The 17,701-nt window shown below is 63.9% G+C and carries 14 protein-coding genes; 8 read left to right on the top strand and 6 right to left on the bottom strand.

Annotated elements, in window-relative coordinates:
• Positions 1 to 52 precede the first annotated feature (52 nt).
• A complete protein-coding gene (locus tag ACQZ5H_RS06725; RefSeq protein WP_449097114.1) occupies positions 53 to 1,198 on the top strand; it encodes a flagellar biosynthetic protein FliO in 1,146 nt (381 codons plus the stop codon).
• Positions 1,199 to 1,275: 77 nt separating this feature from the next.
• On the opposite strand, the gene dksA is transcribed toward ACQZ5H_RS06725, so the two are convergent.
• Positions 1,276 to 1,695 (bottom strand): RNA polymerase-binding protein DksA, encoded by a 420-nt coding sequence (dksA, locus tag ACQZ5H_RS06730; protein WP_112716531.1) that lies wholly within the window; start codon positions 1,693 to 1,695, stop codon positions 1,276 to 1,278.
• A 275-nt stretch (positions 1,696 to 1,970) separates the two neighbouring features.
• Between dksA and ACQZ5H_RS06735 the strand changes: the two genes are divergently transcribed.
• The 4 genes from ACQZ5H_RS06735 (at position 1,971) to ACQZ5H_RS06750 (ending at position 5,847) form a co-directional block, all read left to right on the top strand.
• Positions 1,971 to 2,465 (top strand): SixA phosphatase family protein, encoded by a 495-nt coding sequence (locus ACQZ5H_RS06735; protein ID WP_449097115.1) that lies wholly within the window; start codon positions 1,971 to 1,973, stop codon positions 2,463 to 2,465.
• A 66-nt stretch (positions 2,466 to 2,531) separates the two neighbouring features.
• Positions 2,532 to 4,007, top strand: coding sequence for a YcjX family protein (locus ACQZ5H_RS06740; RefSeq protein ID WP_449097116.1), 1,476 nt, complete (start codon positions 2,532 to 2,534; stop codon positions 4,005 to 4,007).
• Positions 4,004 to 5,086 carry a YcjF family protein gene (locus tag ACQZ5H_RS06745; RefSeq protein WP_449097117.1) on the top strand — a complete coding sequence of 361 codons (1,083 nt, stop codon included), beginning with the start codon at positions 4,004 to 4,006 and terminating at the stop codon, positions 5,084 to 5,086. The genes ACQZ5H_RS06740 and ACQZ5H_RS06745 overlap by 4 nt, the downstream gene beginning before the upstream one ends.
• Before the next feature lie 212 nt (positions 5,087 to 5,298).
• A complete protein-coding gene (locus ACQZ5H_RS06750) occupies positions 5,299 to 5,847 on the top strand; it encodes a hypothetical protein (RefSeq protein ID WP_112716539.1) in 549 nt (182 codons plus the stop codon).
• A 54-nt stretch (positions 5,848 to 5,901) separates the two neighbouring features.
• Here the strand turns inward: ACQZ5H_RS06750 and folK are convergent, their stop codons facing one another.
• Genes folK through folP form a run of 3 tightly spaced genes read right to left on the bottom strand, consistent with a single transcriptional unit; the run spans position 5,902 to position 7,647 of the window.
• A complete protein-coding gene (gene folK / locus ACQZ5H_RS06755) occupies positions 5,902 to 6,420 on the bottom strand; it encodes a 2-amino-4-hydroxy-6-hydroxymethyldihydropteridine diphosphokinase (RefSeq protein ID WP_449097118.1) in 519 nt (172 codons plus the stop codon).
• Complete coding sequence (folB, locus tag ACQZ5H_RS06760; protein WP_130278201.1) at positions 6,410 to 6,781, bottom strand: dihydroneopterin aldolase; 372 nt, start codon at positions 6,779 to 6,781, stop codon at positions 6,410 to 6,412. Before folB ends, folK begins: the two co-directional genes overlap by 11 nt.
• Entirely contained in the window at positions 6,778 to 7,647 is an 870-nt protein-coding gene (gene folP / locus ACQZ5H_RS06765; protein WP_449097119.1) for a dihydropteroate synthase, read from the bottom strand. Before folP ends, folB begins: the two co-directional genes overlap by 4 nt.
• A 103-nt stretch (positions 7,648 to 7,750) precedes the next feature.
• Between folP and ACQZ5H_RS06770 the strand changes: the two genes are divergently transcribed.
• Positions 7,751 to 8,377, top strand: coding sequence for a DUF922 domain-containing Zn-dependent protease (locus ACQZ5H_RS06770; protein WP_112716547.1), 627 nt, complete (start codon positions 7,751 to 7,753; stop codon positions 8,375 to 8,377).
• 285 nt (positions 8,378 to 8,662) lie between these two features.
• On the opposite strand, the gene ACQZ5H_RS06775 is transcribed toward ACQZ5H_RS06770, so the two are convergent.
• Together ACQZ5H_RS06775 and ACQZ5H_RS06780 are read right to left on the bottom strand one after the other, a co-directional pair.
• The gene (locus ACQZ5H_RS06775; protein WP_112716553.1) at positions 8,663 to 8,983 is read right to left on the bottom strand and encodes a 2Fe-2S iron-sulfur cluster-binding protein; all 321 of its coding nucleotides are present in this window, start codon (positions 8,981 to 8,983) and stop codon (positions 8,663 to 8,665) included.
• 247 nt (positions 8,984 to 9,230) lie between these two features.
• A complete protein-coding gene (locus ACQZ5H_RS06780) occupies positions 9,231 to 9,599 on the bottom strand; it encodes an Hpt domain-containing protein (protein WP_449097120.1) in 369 nt (122 codons plus the stop codon).
• 463 nt (positions 9,600 to 10,062) lie between these two features.
• Between ACQZ5H_RS06780 and ACQZ5H_RS06785 the strand changes: the two genes are divergently transcribed.
• Both ACQZ5H_RS06785 and ACQZ5H_RS06790 read left to right on the top strand, forming a co-directional pair.
• Positions 10,063 to 16,581, top strand: a complete 6,519-nt coding sequence (locus tag ACQZ5H_RS06785; RefSeq protein WP_449097121.1) for an apolipoprotein A-IV repeat region-like domain-containing protein — start codon at positions 10,063 to 10,065, stop codon at positions 16,579 to 16,581.
• 255 nt (positions 16,582 to 16,836) lie between these two features.
• Positions 16,837 to 17,700 (top strand): D-alanyl-D-alanine carboxypeptidase family protein, encoded by an 864-nt coding sequence (locus tag ACQZ5H_RS06790; protein ID WP_449097122.1) that lies wholly within the window; start codon positions 16,837 to 16,839, stop codon positions 17,698 to 17,700.
• Position 17,701: the final 1 nt, after the last annotated feature.

Genomic DNA, 17,701 nt, shown 5'->3' on the forward strand with positions numbered 1-17,701 from the left:
AGGAGCTGAAAAGCCTTCATGATGCGGCCTGCGTAAAGAGGAGTAAGAGATCATGTTAGACAGCGTAATGACCGACTATGGCAGCCGTTTCCTCTATGCTGCCGGCGGCGTTGGCCTTGCTCTCCTCGTGCTGGTCGGCGTCCTCTGGCTGATGCGCACCCGCGCACCGTCGCCTTTCGTGCGTGGCGGCAAGAACCGCCAGCCGCGCCTGCAGGTGCTGGATGCCGCCGCCGTCGATGCCCGCCGCCGCCTGGTGCTGGTGCGCCGCGACAATGTCGAGCACCTGATCATGATCGGCGGCCCGAGCGACGTCGTCATCGAAAGCCGGATCCTGCCGGAAAGCGCCGAAGAGCCGAAGCCTGTTGCCGCGCCGCGTCCTGCTGCCCCGGTAGCACCGGCCGCTCCCGTCGCCGAGTTCCGGCCGCAGCCGGTTGCCGAGCGCCCGCAGCTGCGCGCCGTTCCCGACCCCAGGCCTGAGCCGCGTCCGGAACCGAAAATTGAGCCGAAAGCCGAACAGAAGCCGGAGCCGGTAGCAATCTTCGAAGAGGAAGAGGCCGAACCCGAGCCTTACGTTCCGGCACCCGCACCGGTGATCGAGCCGCGCCGCCCGCAGCCGATCGCACCGGTTGCCGTCGCTCCGGTAGCAACGCCTGCTCCCGCCGCCGAGCCCGCCCCGGCCCCGGCAATCATCGTGCCACCGGTCATTCAGGCCGCTGAAACCCGCGTCCAGCCGCCGATTTCGATCCGCCCGGCTGAACGCGCCGAGATGGCACCCGCCCCGGAAACCGCAAGCAACGCCGCCGATATTCTCGACGCCGCCCGCGCCCGTGTGCTGCCGCAGCAGGTCCGCATCGAGCCTCAGGTTTCGACACCGGCCGCCCAGAGCCTGCCGACCGTTTCCGAGGGGACGCCCGTCGTGACCGCCGATGCCGGCGCGCCGCCGCAGCAGCCGAAGGGTGATTTCCAGCGGATCCTCGAAGAGGAAATGAACACCAACTTCACCGCCGAACGCGTCGTTCAGCCGGTGCCGACGATCCTGCCGGCGCAGAGCATGCCGGTCCGTCCGGTTATCCCGCCGCAGCCGGCCAACCTGCCGCGCCGCGATCCGGAGATGGCGCCGGTCACCGGCGCCGATGCCGAATTGCAGAAGGAAGTGGCCCGTATCTTCGGCGAAATGAGCGTCAATCGCGACAAATAGCTCTGAAACACAGGCCCGAAACGAAAAAGGCACCGCCGGAAAGCGGTGCCTTTATTTTTTGCTCTGCCGTGAGGCGCTTATTCGTCGCGGTAGACTTTTTCGCGGCGCTCGTGGCGTTCCTGTGCCTCGATCGACAGCGTGGCGATCGGGCGGGCGTCGAGACGCTTGAGGCCGATCGGCTCGCCGGTTTCTTCGCAGTAACCGTAGGTGCCATCATCGATACGCTGCAGCGCGGCGTCGATCTTGGAGATCAGTTTTCTCTGACGGTCGCGGGCGCGAAGTTCGATGGCCCGGTCTGTTTCGGAAGATGCCCGGTCCGCGAGGTCGGGATGGTTGGCGCTTTCTTCAGCGAGATGATCTAGGGTCTCGCGCGCTTCTCTAAGGATGTCGTTTTTCCATGCGACCAGCTTTGCCCGGAAATATGCTCGCTGGTTTACGTTCATGAACTCCTCGTCTTCCGAGGGAACGTAATTGCTAAGATCGATCTTCTCACTCAACGCGATTCTCCTGAAGAACATCTCATGTGGCGGGGTGTATATCCCATGCGCTAATATCGATTCAAGCCAAATACGACATGTAAACAGATTTTTAAATCTGTCACATTTTTGAGCTAACAGTCTATTTTCTCATCATTATTCCGATTCCGCCTTTTCACCCCGCCTTCAACAAGCCGTGTTGGTGCAGCGCTTTTGCACCGCTCCGGCACGTCACCGGTTGACGCCGGCAATACCCGGCAGCTACTGAAAAGGCTCCTTCGCACGTGGATTTTTCTATGGCCGCAACCTTGCCTTCGCCTTCACGAATCTACCTGCTTCGGCACGCTGAAGCCGTCTGGCCGCAGCCCGGTCAGGGCGATTTCGACCGCGACCTGAGCGAGAAGGGATATGGCGATGCCGAGATCGTCGCCGACCACGCCGCCGACAAGGGTTACCGGCCGGACATCATCCTGAGTTCGACCGCGCGGCGCTGCCGCGAGACGGCCGATGCCGTCCATCGCGCCATGGGCCTCTCGGTCGACCTGCGCTATGTCGACGAGCTCTACAACACGACGCCTGATGTCTATCTGGAAATCCTGCGCACGCAGACAGCAGCCGCCGTCATGCTGGTCGGCCATAATCCGACGATCGAGCAGACGCTCGAAACGCTGATCGGCCACGATGCCCTGCTGCGTGCGTTGCCCAATGGCTTTCCCGCCGGCGGTCTTGCCGTCCTCGATTTCGATGCCGCCGCGGCGGCCTGGAAACTGCGCGAGTTTATCGTCGCCTGACGCACATCCTTTTTCCGTCGGCCAAGCGATCCTATATGGGTGTGCAATGACATCAGGGAACCCGCCTTGCCGCCAAGCCTGACCTCCTTCGCCGACGATGCCCGCATCGCCTTCGACAATCTGACTGACCGCGCCAGCGGTCTGGTTCACCCGACGATCCGCCTCGGCGTGACGGGCCTTTCCCGTTCCGGCAAGACCGTCTTCATTTCCTCGCTGGTCCACAATCTGCTGCATGGCGGCCGCCTGCCGCTGTTCGAGCCGGTGCAATCCGGCCGCGTCTCGGCGGTGCGTCTCGAGGAACAGCCCGATGACGGCGTGCCGCGTTTTCAATACGAGGATCACATCCGGGCGCTGGTGAAGGACCGCGTCTGGCCGGATTCGACCCGCGCCATCTCCGAATTGCGTGTCACCATCGACTATCAGAGCGCCAGCGGCTGGAGCCGGATGTTCTCGCCCGGCCGCCTGTCGATCGATATCGTCGACTACCCCGGCGAATGGCTGCTCGACTTGCCGCTGCTCGCCAAGGACTTCCGCACCTTCAGCGAGGACACGCTGGCATTGGCCCGCACCGGCATCCGCGCCGAACTCTCCCGCACCTGGCTGGAACTCACCGACCAGACCGATATCCACGCCGCAGCCGACGAGATGACGGCGCGCGATCTCGCCTCCTCCTTCGCCGCCTACCTGAAGGCCTGCAAGGCCGACGAGCGGTCGCTCTCGACCCTGCCACCCGGCCGTTTCCTGCTGCCCGGCGATCTCGACGGTTCACCCGCCCTCACCTTCGCACCCCTGCACCTGCCCGCCGATGGCAAGCCGGAAAAAGGTTCGATCTGGGCAATGATGGAGCGCCGCTATGAGGCCTATAAGTCCGTCGTCGTCAAACCCTTCTTCCGCGAGCATTTTGCCCGCCTCGACCGCCAGATCGTCCTCGTCGATGCGCTGCAGGCGATCAATCGCGGCCCGGAAGCCGTCCAGGATCTGGAACGGGCGCTGAGCGACGTTCTCGCCTGCTTCCGTCCCGGCACCAATTCGCTGCTCTCCTCGCTGCTCGGCCGCCGCATCGACCGCGTGCTCGTCGCCGCCACCAAGGCCGATCACCTGCATCATGAAAGCCACGACCGGCTGGATGCCCTGACGCGCCGCCTCGTCGAACGCGCCATCCACCGCATCGGCATGGCCGGTGCCGGGATCGACGTCATGGCGCTCGCCTCGGTCCGCGCCACCCGCGAAGCGACCGTCAAGCGCGACGGCCACGATCTGCCGGTCATCGTCGGTACGCCGATCGAGGGTGAAACCATTGGCGGCGAGCGTTTCGACGGGTTGCGTAAGACGGCGATCTTCCCGGGTGACCTCCCAACCGACCCCGAAAGCCTGTTTGCCGCCATTGAATCGGGAGACCGCGATATCCAATTGCCTGACGTGAACGTCGTGCGCTTCCGCCCGCCGCAGCTCGAGGAGACCGGTGGAGGTATCAAGCTCTCGGTGCCGCATATCCGGCTCGACCGCGCCATGCAGTTCCTGTTTGGAGACCGTCTCGCATGAGCAAGTCCGCTCCAGAAGATCCCGGCCGCAAGACCCGCGCCCCCGCCGCCTTCGTCTATGAGGACGATGCGCGTCCGGTAGAGACATCTCTGCCGCCGGAGCGCCGCAAACCCTCGGCATTCGAAGCCGATGTCATCCTGACGCCGGATGAGGACGATCCCTTCCTCAATCCGGAGAAGGACAGCGCCCCGCTTCCGGTCGCCGTGCCGCGCAAGCGCCGCCTCTCCTTCGCCAAGATCGCCGGCGGCGCCTTCGGCATCCTCCTGTCGCTCGCCTTCGGTCTCTGGACCGATAGCCTGATCCGCGACCTGTTCTCCCGTGCAGATTGGCTAGGCTACGCCGCGCTTGCAGCGCTCGCCGTCGGCATCCTCGCCGTCATCGGCATCGTCATTCGCGAGACCGCCGGGATGATGCGGCTGACGGCAGTGCAGACGATCAAGGCGGAGGCCGAAGCCGCAATCCTCGAAACCAGGCCCGCCAAGGCGCGCACGCTGGTCAATCGGCTGGCCTCCATGCTCTCGGCCAAGCCCGAGACCGCCAAGGGCCGCGCCACGCTGAAGGCCTCCGAAAACGACATTATCGACGCGCCGCATCTCATCGCCCTTGCCGAACGCGAATTGCTCGGCCCGCTCGACCGCCAGGCCCGGGCGCTGATCGTCAATTCGTCGAAGCGCGTCTCGATCGTCACGGCCGTCAGCCCGCGCGCTATCGTCGATCTTCTCTACGTGCTCTACGAGGCCTCCCGGCTGATCCGCGCCATGGCCGAGCTCTATGGCGGCCGTCCCGGCACGCTCGGCATGATCAGGCTGATGCGCGACGTTCTTGCTCACCTCGCGGTGACAGGCTCGATCGCCGTCGGCGACAGTCTCGTCCAGCAGGTGCTCGGCCACGGCCTCGCCTCGAAACTCTCGGCCCGTCTCGGCGAAGGCGTTATCAACGGGCTGATGACGGCGCGCATCGGAATCGCTGCGATGGACCTTTGCCGTCCGCTCGCCTTCCGCGCGCTCAAACGCCCGGGAATCGGCGACTTCATCGGCAATCTTACGCCGTCCATGACCGGTCGCGACCAGCACAAGTAAGTGCAAGGCGTTTTTCTCAGCGTGTGAGCCTGACGTAACGGAAGCAGCCTGGAAGCGCATAGTTTTCATGCCTGTAGCGGCATGAAATCAACATGCGAACAGCTCCGGAAATCCCGATTTTCCAGTGCATTTCGGCAGGCCGGAAACCAACCATTAACCATTATTCGGCAAAACTCCGAGGCAGTAACGGGTAGGTGTGCCAAGGAAATTCCATGTATTCGCGCAAGCTTCTTATCGTCTGCGGCCTCGCCGCCGTGGCCCTGTCGCCGGTCGCCGAAATCACGCCGGCAGCAACCGCCGCAACACGCGACAAAGCCTTCTTCGAGTCGGTCGCCGGCTCCTGGAGAGGCCCGGGTGAAATCGTCGCCGGCAAATACAAGGGCACGAAGTTCACCTGCAATCTCGTCGGCTCGTCGGTCACCGACGGTACCGGCATCAAGCTCGACGGCTCCTGCCGCGTCGGCGTCTTCAAGCAGCCGATGACCGCGACGATCACGCAATCGGGCAACAGCTACAAGGGCCAGTTCCTGGATGGCGCAGCCGGCAAGGGCCTGGACGTCATTTCGGGCACGGTCACGCCCGATACCGTCGTCGTCGGCCTCAACCGCTCCAAGCTCAACGGCGCCATGATCGCCCGCATCCGTGACGACAAGACGATGAACGTCACGGTTTCGGTCAAGGTGGAAGACCGGATGATCCCGGTCATCGGCCTGACGCTGACCCGCCAGCTCGACGAAATGACGGTCGGTTCCGTTCAGTAAACCCTACTGATCACGCAGACACACCAGGCGGCGGATTTTCCGCCGCTTTGCGTTTCAGGACTTCGTCCACCAGTCGCGGGAAGCATCGGCAATCTCGATGCCCAGCACATCGGTATCCTTCAGCCATTCCCCTACGCTGCGGCCTTTAACAACGCGATCGGCGGCAAAATCCGCGAGCGGCATCAGCACGAAACCGCGCTCCGTCATCCGCGGATGCGGCAGCTCCAGCCGCGGCGCCGCCTGCTCGACATTGTCGAAAGTCAGCACGTCGATATCTAGCGTGCGCGGCCCCCAGCGCTCGATCCGCTCGCGCTTCATTTCGCGCTCGATATCGAGGCAGACATCGAGAAGCGCCTCGGGCGTCAGCTGCGTATCTACAGCGGCGCAGGCGTTGAAGAAGAAGGACTGATCCGTATTGCCCCATGGCGGCGTGCGATAGAGCCGCGAGACCTCCGTCACGCGCGTATCGGCGCGCGCATCGAGCGCTTGCAAGGCAGCAGCCATCGAGGCGACGGGATCGCCGACATTGCCGCCGAGCCCGAGCGTCGCCGGTCTGAAATGATCACTGGGCAAAATGTTCGACGCTCACCTGAACGAAATCCAGCACGCCCGGAACCGGCGCACTCGGCTTGCGCACCGTGATCTTGGCGCGGGTGATCTGATGGAAGCGCTCGCAGAGCCCCTTGGCGATATCGAGCGCCAGCGCCTCGATGAGATAGCGCCGCTTGCCGACGACGATTTCCTCGATAACGGTGAAGGCAATACCGTAATTGACGGTGTCCTCGATCGAGTCGCTTTCCAGCGCCTTGCCGGCGATCACATCGAGCTCTGCGTCGACGAAGAAGCGCTGGCCGAGGAACTCCTCCTCGTCATGGACGCCATGACGGGCGAAGAACGCACAGTTCTGCATCAGGATGGTATATTTCGTGCTCATTGGCCCCGGCGTCCTTCGTAATTACGGCGTGCCGCCAGCATAGCATCGGCAACGCACAGCGCATCCCTGTTGATTGCGACATTGTGGACGCGGAAAACCGCAGCACCCGCCAATCTCAGCAGCGCGCTGCTCGCCGCCGTCGCGACGTCCCGGTCAGCCGCATCGCGACCGGTGACCGCGCCGATAAACCGCTTGCGCGAGGTTCCGGCCAGCAGCGGCAGCCCGAAACGCTGAAGCTCGGCAAACCGCGCCATCAGCTCGAAATTCTCTTCCGCCGTCTCCTTGGCAAAGCCGAAGCCGGGATCGAGCACGATCTGCTCGTTGCCGATACCCGCCTGCCGCGCAAGACCGAGCGACTGATCGAGGAACAGCGCCTGATCCGCAATCATATCGGCAAGCTTCTCGCGCTCCCGCCCCGTATGCATGATGCAGACGCCAGCCTTTGCGCTGGCTATCACGCCTGCGATCTCCGGCTCCTTCTGCAGCCCGAAGACGTCGTTGACGATATGAGCGCCCGCTTCGAGCGCAAGCCGCGCCGTCTCGGCCCGGTAGGTATCGATGGAAATCAGCGCGTCTGACCTGTCGCGAAGCGCCTCGATGACAGGCAGCACCCGCTGCTGCTCTTCCGCCGCATCGACCTTCGCAGCACCCGGCCGCGTAGACTCGCCGCCAATGTCGATAATCTCGGCGCCATGGGCGATCGCCGCCAACGCATGTTCGACCGCCGCTTCCGTGCTGTCATAGCGTCCGCCGTCGGAAAAGGAATCCGGCGTCACATTGACGATCGCCATGATGACGCTCTTGCCGCCGAGCTCCAATTCGCGGCCATGCGCGAGGCGCCAGCGACTGCTCCGAAGCTCGTCCATGAGCGTTTATCCCATTGAAAACAAAAATTCCGGCGCGCTCTATTGCGCTCGCGGTGGCTATGCCCCAAGCTCCGCCAACTTTCAACACGGGTTGTCGTCTAGAATGCCTTCCGCATCGCGTAATATGCGTCTCTTCCTTGCTTTTTCCATGACGATTGCCCTTTGCACTTCCGCCCAGGCGGCCGTGGTCGCGACGAAAAGCTATTCCTATTTCGATATCCGCGGCAAAACCGCAGACGAGCTCGATCAACAGCTCAGCACCCGCGGCCCGACTGCCAACGGCTCATCCGCCCGCCATCCCGGCGCCACCAAGATCCGCTTCGGCGGCGAAGCGACCTATGTCCAGCATGACGGCCGCTGCCGCGTCGGCAGCGCCAAGGTGACTGTGCATACGCAGATCATCCTGCCGCGCTGGCGCAGCCGCAAGGGCGCATCGAAGGAACTGTCGATGATCTGGGATGCGCTCTCGAGCGACATCAAGCGCCACGAGGAGCGCCACGCCGAAATCGCCCGCAATCAGGCCCGCGTCATGGAGCGCCAGATCCTGGCCCTGCCCGCCCAGCGCAGCTGCGAGACCATGCAGGAGTTGGTATCGGATGTATCAGCTCGCGGTATAGATGAGCACGACCGGCTTCAGGCGCGTTTCGACAAGGTCGAGGCGGTCAACTTTCAAAACCGGATGCTACGTTTGTTGAACAACCGAATCGGTGCATCAGGCGGCAAAAACTAGCGCATTTCCAGGCGAAAGACGATGTTTGATCGTTAGCTGCACAACGAAACCTGTGCGAAACTTGCGCCCTCCCCAGCCTCTCAATGGTAAAAATTTGCGATAGGCGACTCAACTGAGGCGCGCTAATATGAACACATTCGAAAGTTCAGGCGTGAACGACCTGACCTTTTGTCTCTGGGTTCTCCTGGCGCGTTCCAAGCCGCGGACGGTCCTCCCTCGTCCGATGGTTATGCGCCCGCCTCGCCTCGCTCGTCATCCGGCGCGCGAGGCTTTTTTTGGCGTCAATTACGCCTGACGTTCCGGAACGTGAACCGTCAGGCCGTCGAGCACGGCCTTCATGCGGATCTGACAGGAAAGACGCGAATTCGGGCGGACGTCGAAGGCGAAGTCGAGCATGTCTTCTTCCATCGCTTCCGGCGGGCCGACACGCTCTACCCACTCTTCGTCGACATAGACATGACAGGTCGCGCAGGCGCAGGCGCCGCCGCATTCGGCTTCGATGCCCGGGACGGAATTGCGCACGGCATTTTCCATGACAGTGGAACCCTGATCGACGTCGAGGTCAAAGCGCGTGCCGTCAAAGGCGACAATGGTCAGTTTGGGCATTTTGATTTCCGGTAACTTAATGAGGGAGGATCAGAATTTTTCTTCCAACAAATCTGCGAGCCAGTCAACATCGGCCGTCTCGCGCTCTTCATCCCATACTTAAAAGCGACAGGCTTTCTTGATTGCGTCATGCCGCTGGTCACAAAAAGACCCGCTGTGCCCTAAAACAGACTTGCTGTTCACGCGAACAGACTTGCTGTTTCGGAATGGCGCAGCGGGTCCAGCTTTGTAGACCGATGCTCTGCTCTTAGCGGCTGAGCTTCAGGATGAAATTTTCCGCCTCGACGACGGCGGCGCCGACGGCGGCCATCGATGCCGCATCGCCGGCGTTGTATTCGAGCATTTCAGCCGTCTCGGAGACCCGGAAGGCGCCGACTGCGCTTGCCGCGCCCTTGAGGCGATGGGCGGCTGCGACGATCTTCTTCGCCTCGCCGGAGGCGATTTCTCCGAGACACGCGCGCGCCTGGCGCGCAAACATCTGAAGCACTTCGATTTCGAGGGCCTTGTCGCCCATCGTCTGCTTTGCAAGATGCACCAGGTCGATCGGACGGACCTTGGAGGGGCACGGCCCCTTCGAATTATCCGGCGCTTCGAACGCGATACTGACTGCTGCCATGTGCCAAACTCCCGTCTTTATCCCCGCGGTTGAACTCAATAGTGCGGTTGGAGCGTGGCGATCGCGTTAAATTCCGGCACATTGAGGGCGGGATTCTCCCGCTATGGTTAATATCCGTTAAACATCGCTAAATTATTGGTTTTTCAACAGGCTCTGCCGTTAAATCATGTTAACAACCCTTTAACGGCGGGTGATTAGCAAGCCTTCGTTAATTGTCTCCGAAGCCCGGATGTGTCACTACGATACTGGTACAGTGGGTTTGTGCTACGCGCCTTTGCGGGCCAAGTGGATAATGGTAATGTTTTGATACCGTCCGTTTGAAAAAGCGGCTATCCACTCTGAAATGACATGCTTATCCGTCCGTCGTCTCGGATGGTAAGGTCAGAGCAAAAGGTTGACGTCCGGGCGCGGCGATGCCCGGATCAGCGGCTGAACCGGCTGAGATGTAACGAGGCGTAACGGAATGGCGAACAACAAGTACAACGAGTCGATCGAGGACAAGGCGTTCAAGGCATTGGACGAGGCGCTCCAGATCGACTTCAGCCAGCAGAAAGCGCCGTCTCGCAGCGGCAAAACGCCCGACGCCCCGGAGGCCAATGTGTCTGAGACCCCATCTGCGCGTAATCAGCAGGAACAGGACGACAGCCAGCGCCGCCGCGGCCGCGCAAAGACTGCAGAACAGCCCGCCCCCCGCGCCCCGGCCTTCGCGCCGGCCAACGACGCCAATCGCAATACGCCGGCAACGCTTCTGAAGTCGCTCGACGGCGGCTCGACGCGCACGGCCATCCGCAACGCCACGCTCTTCTCGCTCCTGTGGATCGTCGGCGGCATCGGCCTGATGTCCCTGCTCTATTCGCCGCAGATCTGGCAGATCCGTTCGATCGCCGATCTGGTGGCGCTTCCCGGCGTGATCGCCGGCATCATCGGCATCATCGTGCCGGTCCTGCTCTTCTACGCTTTCGCCATCATGATTTCCCGTGCGCAGGACATGCGCAACGCCGCCCGCTCTATGGCCGAGGTCGCCCTGCGCCTTGCCGAGCCGGAAACCATTGCCTCCGAACGCATCATGACGGTCGGCCAGGCCGTGCGCCGTGAAGTCTCGGCGATGAATGAAGGCATCGAGCGCACCATTGCGCGCGCCTCCGAGCTGGAAACGCTGGTTCATTCCGAAGTCAATGCGCTCGAGCGCAGCTATGCCGATAACGAACTGCGCGTGCGCGGCCTCGTGCACGAGCTCGGCTCCGAACGCGAAGCGATCGTCAATCACGCCGAGCGCATCCGCAGCTCGATCGTCGGTGTTCACGACCAGCTGAAGGAAGACCTGTCGCTAGCGACCGAAGAAATCGCCGTCCGCCTCTCGACCTCTGGCGAAGCCTTCGCCTCGATGATCGACACACGCGCTGCGACGCTGACGGAAAAGTCGGAAGCCGCCATCCAGTCGCTTGGCACGTTGCTCGCTGCCAAGACGGATTCGCTGCTGCAGACGCTGACCTCCTCCGGTTTTGCGCTTGCGCATGAATTCGACACCCGCCTGGATACGCTGACTTCCAGCCTCAGCGAACGCGGCGAGCACCTGCTCAGTCAGTTCGAGACGCGCGCCTCCACCATGGACAGCAGCGCCGAGAAGCTGAACGCTGCCCTCAACGACCGCGCCCGCCAGCTGAACGAAATCCTGATCGCCCGTACCCGCGAGATCAACGAGACGCTGACCGGCAGCGAACGCGAGATCACCGGCTCGCTCGATGGCGTTCTCGCCAAGCTCAACAGCGCGCTCGACGAACGTGGCGCGAGCTTCCGCCAGAGCCTGCAGTCCAGCGCCGACGACGCGATCATGGACCTCGACCTGCGTTCGGGCTTCTTCGAAGAGCGCCTGCAGAGCACCGTCGCGCAGATGTCGACGGCCTTCGACGAGCGCGTCGCCGAATTCGCGACCGCCTTCGACAAGCGCGCCGGTTCGCTCGATACCAAGCTCATGGAAAGCCTCGCCCGCATCAACGAAACGCTAGCAGGCGGTTCGGAATCGATCGACGGCATCCTGAACTCCAGCATCGAGCGCCTGGGCGCCTCAATGACCGACCAGTCCTTCGCGCTGGCAACCGCACTTGGCACCGGCCAGGAAGTGCTGGAAAGCTCGCTCGGCAGCAAGGTCGAGGAAATTTCCGAGGCGCTCGCCGCCCGCACCAAGGAGATCAACCAGACGCTCAAGTCCGCTTCCAGCGAAGTCAACGACGCGCTGGCCGCCGGCATGGCCGATTTCCACGGCAACCTCACCGGCCGCACCAGCGAGTTCACCACCACGCTGCAGAACGCCACGGGCGAGATCTCGCAGGCTCTGGCAGCCGGCACATCCGGTCTCCAGGCCGGTCTTGCCGAGCATACCGCAAACCTCTCCTCGGCCCTGCACAGCGCCACCGGCGAAATCTCGCTGGCGCTCGCCGCCGGCACGTCCGAGCTGCATAACAATCTCTCGGCCCGCTCGACCGAATTCCGCGACACGCTGCTGACGACCACCTCGGAACTGACGGCTGCCGTGTCCGCCGGTGCCGATCAGATCAGCTCCGCCTTCGGCCGCGCCGACGATCTCAACACCGTCATTTCCGAGCGCGCCGCCGCGATCACCACGGCGCTCGACTCCGCGCATGAGCGCATCGACAGCGCCATGGCCGAGCGCAGCAATGCTCTCGCAAGCACGCTATCGAGCCACCACGACCGCGTAGCCGACGCACTCGACGAACGCACCATGGCGCTCGCCATCTCGCTCGACGCCGCCCAGGAGCGCCTCGAAGGCACTATGTCCGACCGCGCCAATGCGCTGAACGACGCGCTTTCGGCGAACCACGCCCGCCTGTCCGATACGCTCTCCGCCAATCACGATCGTCTCTCCGACGCTCTCGACGAGAAAACCATGGCGCTCGCCATTTCGCTCGACGACAGCCAGAGCCGCTTCGACAGCGCACTGGAAGCCCGCGCCAATGCAATGCTCGACACCGTTGCCGGTGCCGAAGCCCGCGTTGCCGGCGCCTTCGCCGACAAGTCGGAAGCAATCCGCAGCGCCTATATCGACAGCCAGGATCGCCTGGAGCGCTCGCTAAACGAACATGCAGCCGCCCTGCACTCCTCGCTCTCGAGCAACAGCGACCGCATCGAAGCAGTGACCGGCGACGCCGCCGCCCGCTTCCAGTCGCTGACCGGTGAAGCTGCAGACCGTATCGAGGCAGTAACCGGCGATGCCGCAAGCCGTCTGCAGACGCTGACCGGCGCCGCGGCCGATCGCATCGAAGCCGTCACCGGTGGCGCAGCGACCCGCATGCAGTCGCTCGCAGGCGAAGCCGCCGACCGCATCGAAGCGGCAACCGGCGACGCAGCAGCACGCTTCCAGACCCTGACGGGCGACGCTGCGGAACGCATCGAAGGCGGCCTCGCCTCGGCGCATGACCGCATCCGCTCGACACTGGAAGACCGTACCAACGCCATCAGCCTGGCCCTCGGTGAAGCCCATGCGCAGATCAGCGACACGCTCTCCGAACAGGCAACGACGATCAGCGCTTCGGTCGCCGCCAGCACCAGCATGCTCGAAATGTCGCTCGAAGATCACGAGGCATCGCTGCGCCAGACGATCGACAACAGCTCTCGCGCCCTCGACGAGCGCCTCCGCGAAGGCGCCGGCCAGATCGCCGAACGCTTCCAGGGCGCCGCAGCCGAAATCTCCCGCACGGCCGAGACCTTCTCGACCCATCTCGACCATTCCGTCAGCGGCATGACCGAGCGCTTCGCCGAAACCGGCTCGCGCGTCGAGGCCGGCCTGACGACGCTTGAAAACCGCATCCGCGATGGTGTCGGTGGCGTTGCCGAGCAGGTCGATGCAGCCGGCGCGCGCCTTTCCGAAACGCTCTCCGACAGCATCAACCAGCTGCGCGAGCTCGGCGATGACGCCGCCTTCCGTGTCACCACCGTTCTCGAAAGCACCAGCGACACGCTGACCGGCGCAATCGACGATCGCACTGCGAGCCTGGCTTCGACGCTCGAAGAGCGCGCCCGCAGCCTGTCGTCTTCGATCGATGCACAGGCCTCCAGCCTCGCAGCCAGCCTCGACGTCCGCGCGTCGCAGATGAACGCTTCGCTCGAAGCGAGCTCCGCAAACCTGACCACTGCACTGGATGAGCGCACCACGCATCTCTCCTCCGCTCTCGACGACCGCACCGCCCGCCTCTCCTCATCCCTCGACGACCGCACGGCGCGCCTGACGTCCTCGCTCGATGAGCGCACCGCTACGCTCTCGTCGTCGATCGACGAGCGCACCTCCAATCTCGGCGACACCATGGATCGCGGCGGCGAGCGTCTCGGCGAGCGCCTCTCCACCATGGACCGCGCACTCACCATGGGCCTCGAAGCCGTCAACCAGACGATCGAAGGCAAGGCCGCTGGTCTCGCCTCGACGCTGCGCAATGCCGTTGCCGACGCAGCCCAGGGCATGGACGCCGAAGCACAGCGCACCGCCGACCTGATGGGCCGCACCGGCCAGCAGTTCACCGAAACGCTCGATGCCAAGAGCGGCGAATTCGCCCGTTCGATGGACGAGCGCTCCGAGCAGATCGTCGGCCGCGTCTCCGAGGCACAGAACCGCCTTGCCGGTCAGGCTGCCGCCGTCGCCCAGACCTTCTCGGAAGCTGGCAACGCCATCGTCAACAAGGTCGCCGAAGCCGAAACGCTGGTCAGCGGCCAGGTTAGCGCCATCTCGCAGGCTCTGTCCGACGCCCAGTCGTCGCTGGAGACCCGTGGTGACGCGATCCGCACGACGATCGCCACCGCCAGCGAGACGATCGCCAGCACCATGTCCGACGTCGACCGCACGCTCGAAGCACGCGGCACGGCAATCCGCACCGGCCTCGAAGACCGCGCCCGCGAACTCGATGCTTCACTGACCGATATCGACAAGGCTCTCGAAGCCCGCGGCAGCTCGATCCGCGCAACGCTGGACGAGCGCACCCGCGAGCTCAACTCGATGCTGGCCGGCCGTTCTTCGGAACTGTCGCGCCTGATCGACGAGACCGCCCGCCCGATGATCGAGCGCTACGCCGAAACAGGCCAGGAAGCTGCGGCCCGCATCGCGGCCGCCGCCGAGCAGAGCGCCGACCGCCTGCGTGCCGAAAACGCTGCGCTTGCCAACGCAATCGCTGCCCGCACGGAAAGCGCCTCGACGGCCGTCAACGCCATCGAGACCAGCCTGCTTGCCAACGTCAACTCGCTGATCGAGCGCCTCTCCGACAACAGCGCCTCGATGGCGCTGATGATGAACCGCGCCGCCCAGGACCTGACCGATGTCGACGGCCGCCTCGGCGACACGACCTCGCGCTTCACGGACTCTGCCGCCAAGGCCGCCGAAATGGTCTCCGCCTCGACCCGCCTGCTCGAGGGCAAGGTCGATCGTCTCTCGGATATCTCCGGCCAGACGCTCGCCCAGGTCGGCTCGATCATCGGCCGCTTCGACGAGCATTCGAAGGTGCTGACCCAGGCCTCCGGCCTGCTCGCCGCCGCCCAGTCGAACCTCGTATCGACGCTCGAAGAACGCGAAGGCGCGCTGCAGAACCTGTCGCTCGGCCTCGTGCAGCGCTCGGAAGAAATCGAAAAGACGATGCGCTCGCTCGGCAGCATGGTCGAAGGCGCCTTCGAGCGTGCCGAACAGCGGTCCAACCAGGTCAGCGGCAATCTGCGCCAGAGCGTGCAGACGTCGTTTGCCGATATCGGCCGCGTTCTCTCCGATACCGAGAAGCGCGCCGAGGAAGCCGCCGAAGCCATGCGCAGCTCGATCGTCAAGGCCGGCGAAGAAGCCAACGCCACGATCGACGGCACCTTCGGCAATGCCGAGCGCCGCTCGAGCGAACTTGCCAACCGCCTGCGCGGTGGCCTGACGGCGTCGCTGTCGGATGTCGAACGCATGCTCGGCGAAGCCGGCCGCGCCTCCGACGGCGCTGCCCAGCAGCTGCGTGAATCGCTCCGCGAAGCCGTCGAGGAAGCGGTCGCCCGCTTCTCTGGCGCCACCGAAGAGATCCGCCGCTCGGCTGGTGATATCCGCAAGGAACTCGACATGACCCGCAGCGAACTGAAGCGCGGTGCCTTCGATCTTCCCGAGGAGGCCAAGGAAAGCGCTGCCGCCATGCGCCGCGCCGTCGCCGAACAGATCAAGGCGCTGCAGGATATCTCGCATATCGTCGGCCGCTCGGTTCAGCAGTTCGAAGTTTCCGAACCGGCTCCGCGTGCGGCACAACCTGCCCCGGCTGCCGCGCCCCGCCAGGCTCCGCCGGCACCGGCTCCGGTCGCGGCGCCCGTCGTGGCCGCCCAGCCGGCGCCGCAGCCCGCTCCGGCCCCGGCACCCCGCCCGCAGATCGAGGATGGCTTCGCGCTTCGCGGCACCATCGCTCCGCCTCAGGCTGCAGCGCCGCAACGCGCCGCTCCGGTCGCCCCGGCTCCCGCCGCCGCAACACCGGCCCGCCAGGAATCCGGCGGCTGGATCAGCGATCTGCTGCGCGGCGCCTCGCGTGACGAAGATGCCGAAGAGGCCCCGGCCCGTCCGGCAGCACCACGCGCCGAAGCAGCCGCACCGGCACAGCAGCGCGCCGCCGACAGCCGCAACCCGCGCCATGTGGTGGAATCGCTGAACTCGCTTTCCGTCGATATCGCCCGCGCCATCGATCACGATGCCTCGGTCGATCTCTGGCGCCGTTACCAGCGCGGCGAGCGCGACGTCTTCACGCGCCGCCTCTACACGCTGAAGGGCCAGCAGACCTTCGACGAGATCAAGCGCAAGTATGACCGCGAGCCGGAATTCCGCACCGCCGTCGATCGCTACATCGCCGATTTCGAAAAGCTGCTCGCCGACGTTGCCCGCAGCGACCGCGACCGGACGATCACGCAGTCCTACCTGACGTCGGATACCGGCAAGGTCTACACCATGCTGGCCCACGCCGCGGGCCGCCTGACGTAACGGAAGCGAAATCGCAGTTAAGTACAAGAAAAGGGCCGCTTCATTCGCGGCCCTTTTCCATTTCAGCAATGCGGTATCGAAAGCGCCTCACGGCAAAGTGAGACAAACGGCCGCCGTAAATCCGGGCTTATCAGCAAGACACGCTTGTCATAATGCCGTAGATTTGCTCAACCCGGCGGGCCAGACAACGTCACTCCGTCACGACCCCATGCAGGTTGCCAGCGTGCTGCCGCCGTTTTGAAGAGATCACATTCGATGCCAAAGACCATGCCGCTGCTTCTCTCCGCAGCGTTCTCCGCTTCCCTGTTCCTCGGGCTGGCCTCCACATCATTGGCCGGACAGGCAAGCTTCCTGATGGACGCACAGACGGGTCAGGTGTTGGCGAGCGCCAATCAGGACGATCTCAACTACCCGGCATCGCTGACCAAGATGATGACGCTCTATCTGGCATTTGAGGCCATGCATGCCGGCCGTCTCAGTTGGGATCAGAAGCTGACCATGTCCGAGAATGCCGAGAGCAAGGAGCCCTTCAAGCTCGCCGTCGGCGCCGGCCGCAAGGTCACGGTGCGTGAAGCGGTCGAGGGCATTATCGTTCTCTCGGCCAACGACGCCGCTGTCGCGATCGCCGAACAGCTCGGCGGCTCCGAAGATGCCTTCGGCAAGCTGATGACCGCAAAGGCCCATCAGCTCGGTATGACCAATACCGTCTTCAAGAACCCGTCGGGTCTTCCCGATCCCGAGCAGGTGACGACGGCGCGTGACATGGCGACGCTCGGGGCATCGCTGATCCGCGACTATCCGGAAGAGTTCAAGATGTTCTCCATGCGCGGTTTCCAGTTCCGCGGCATGAAGCTGCGCGGCCACAACAATGTCATGTACCGCTATCAGGGCGCCGACGGCATCAAGACCGGCTATACGGATGCGTCCGGCTATAACGTCGTGACGTCGGTCAACAAGGATGGCCGCCATGTCGTCGGTGTTGTCATGGGCGAGAAGACCGCGGCGATCCGCGACGACAAGATGGCCGCCATGCTGGACGCCACACTGAACAGTGCTCCGGCCGCCGCAACGGCTGCCGCCGACCCGTCGGCCGCCACCGCCGCCATTCCCGCAAACTGAT

Source organism: Rhizobium sp. 21-4511-3d (assembly GCF_053522545.1).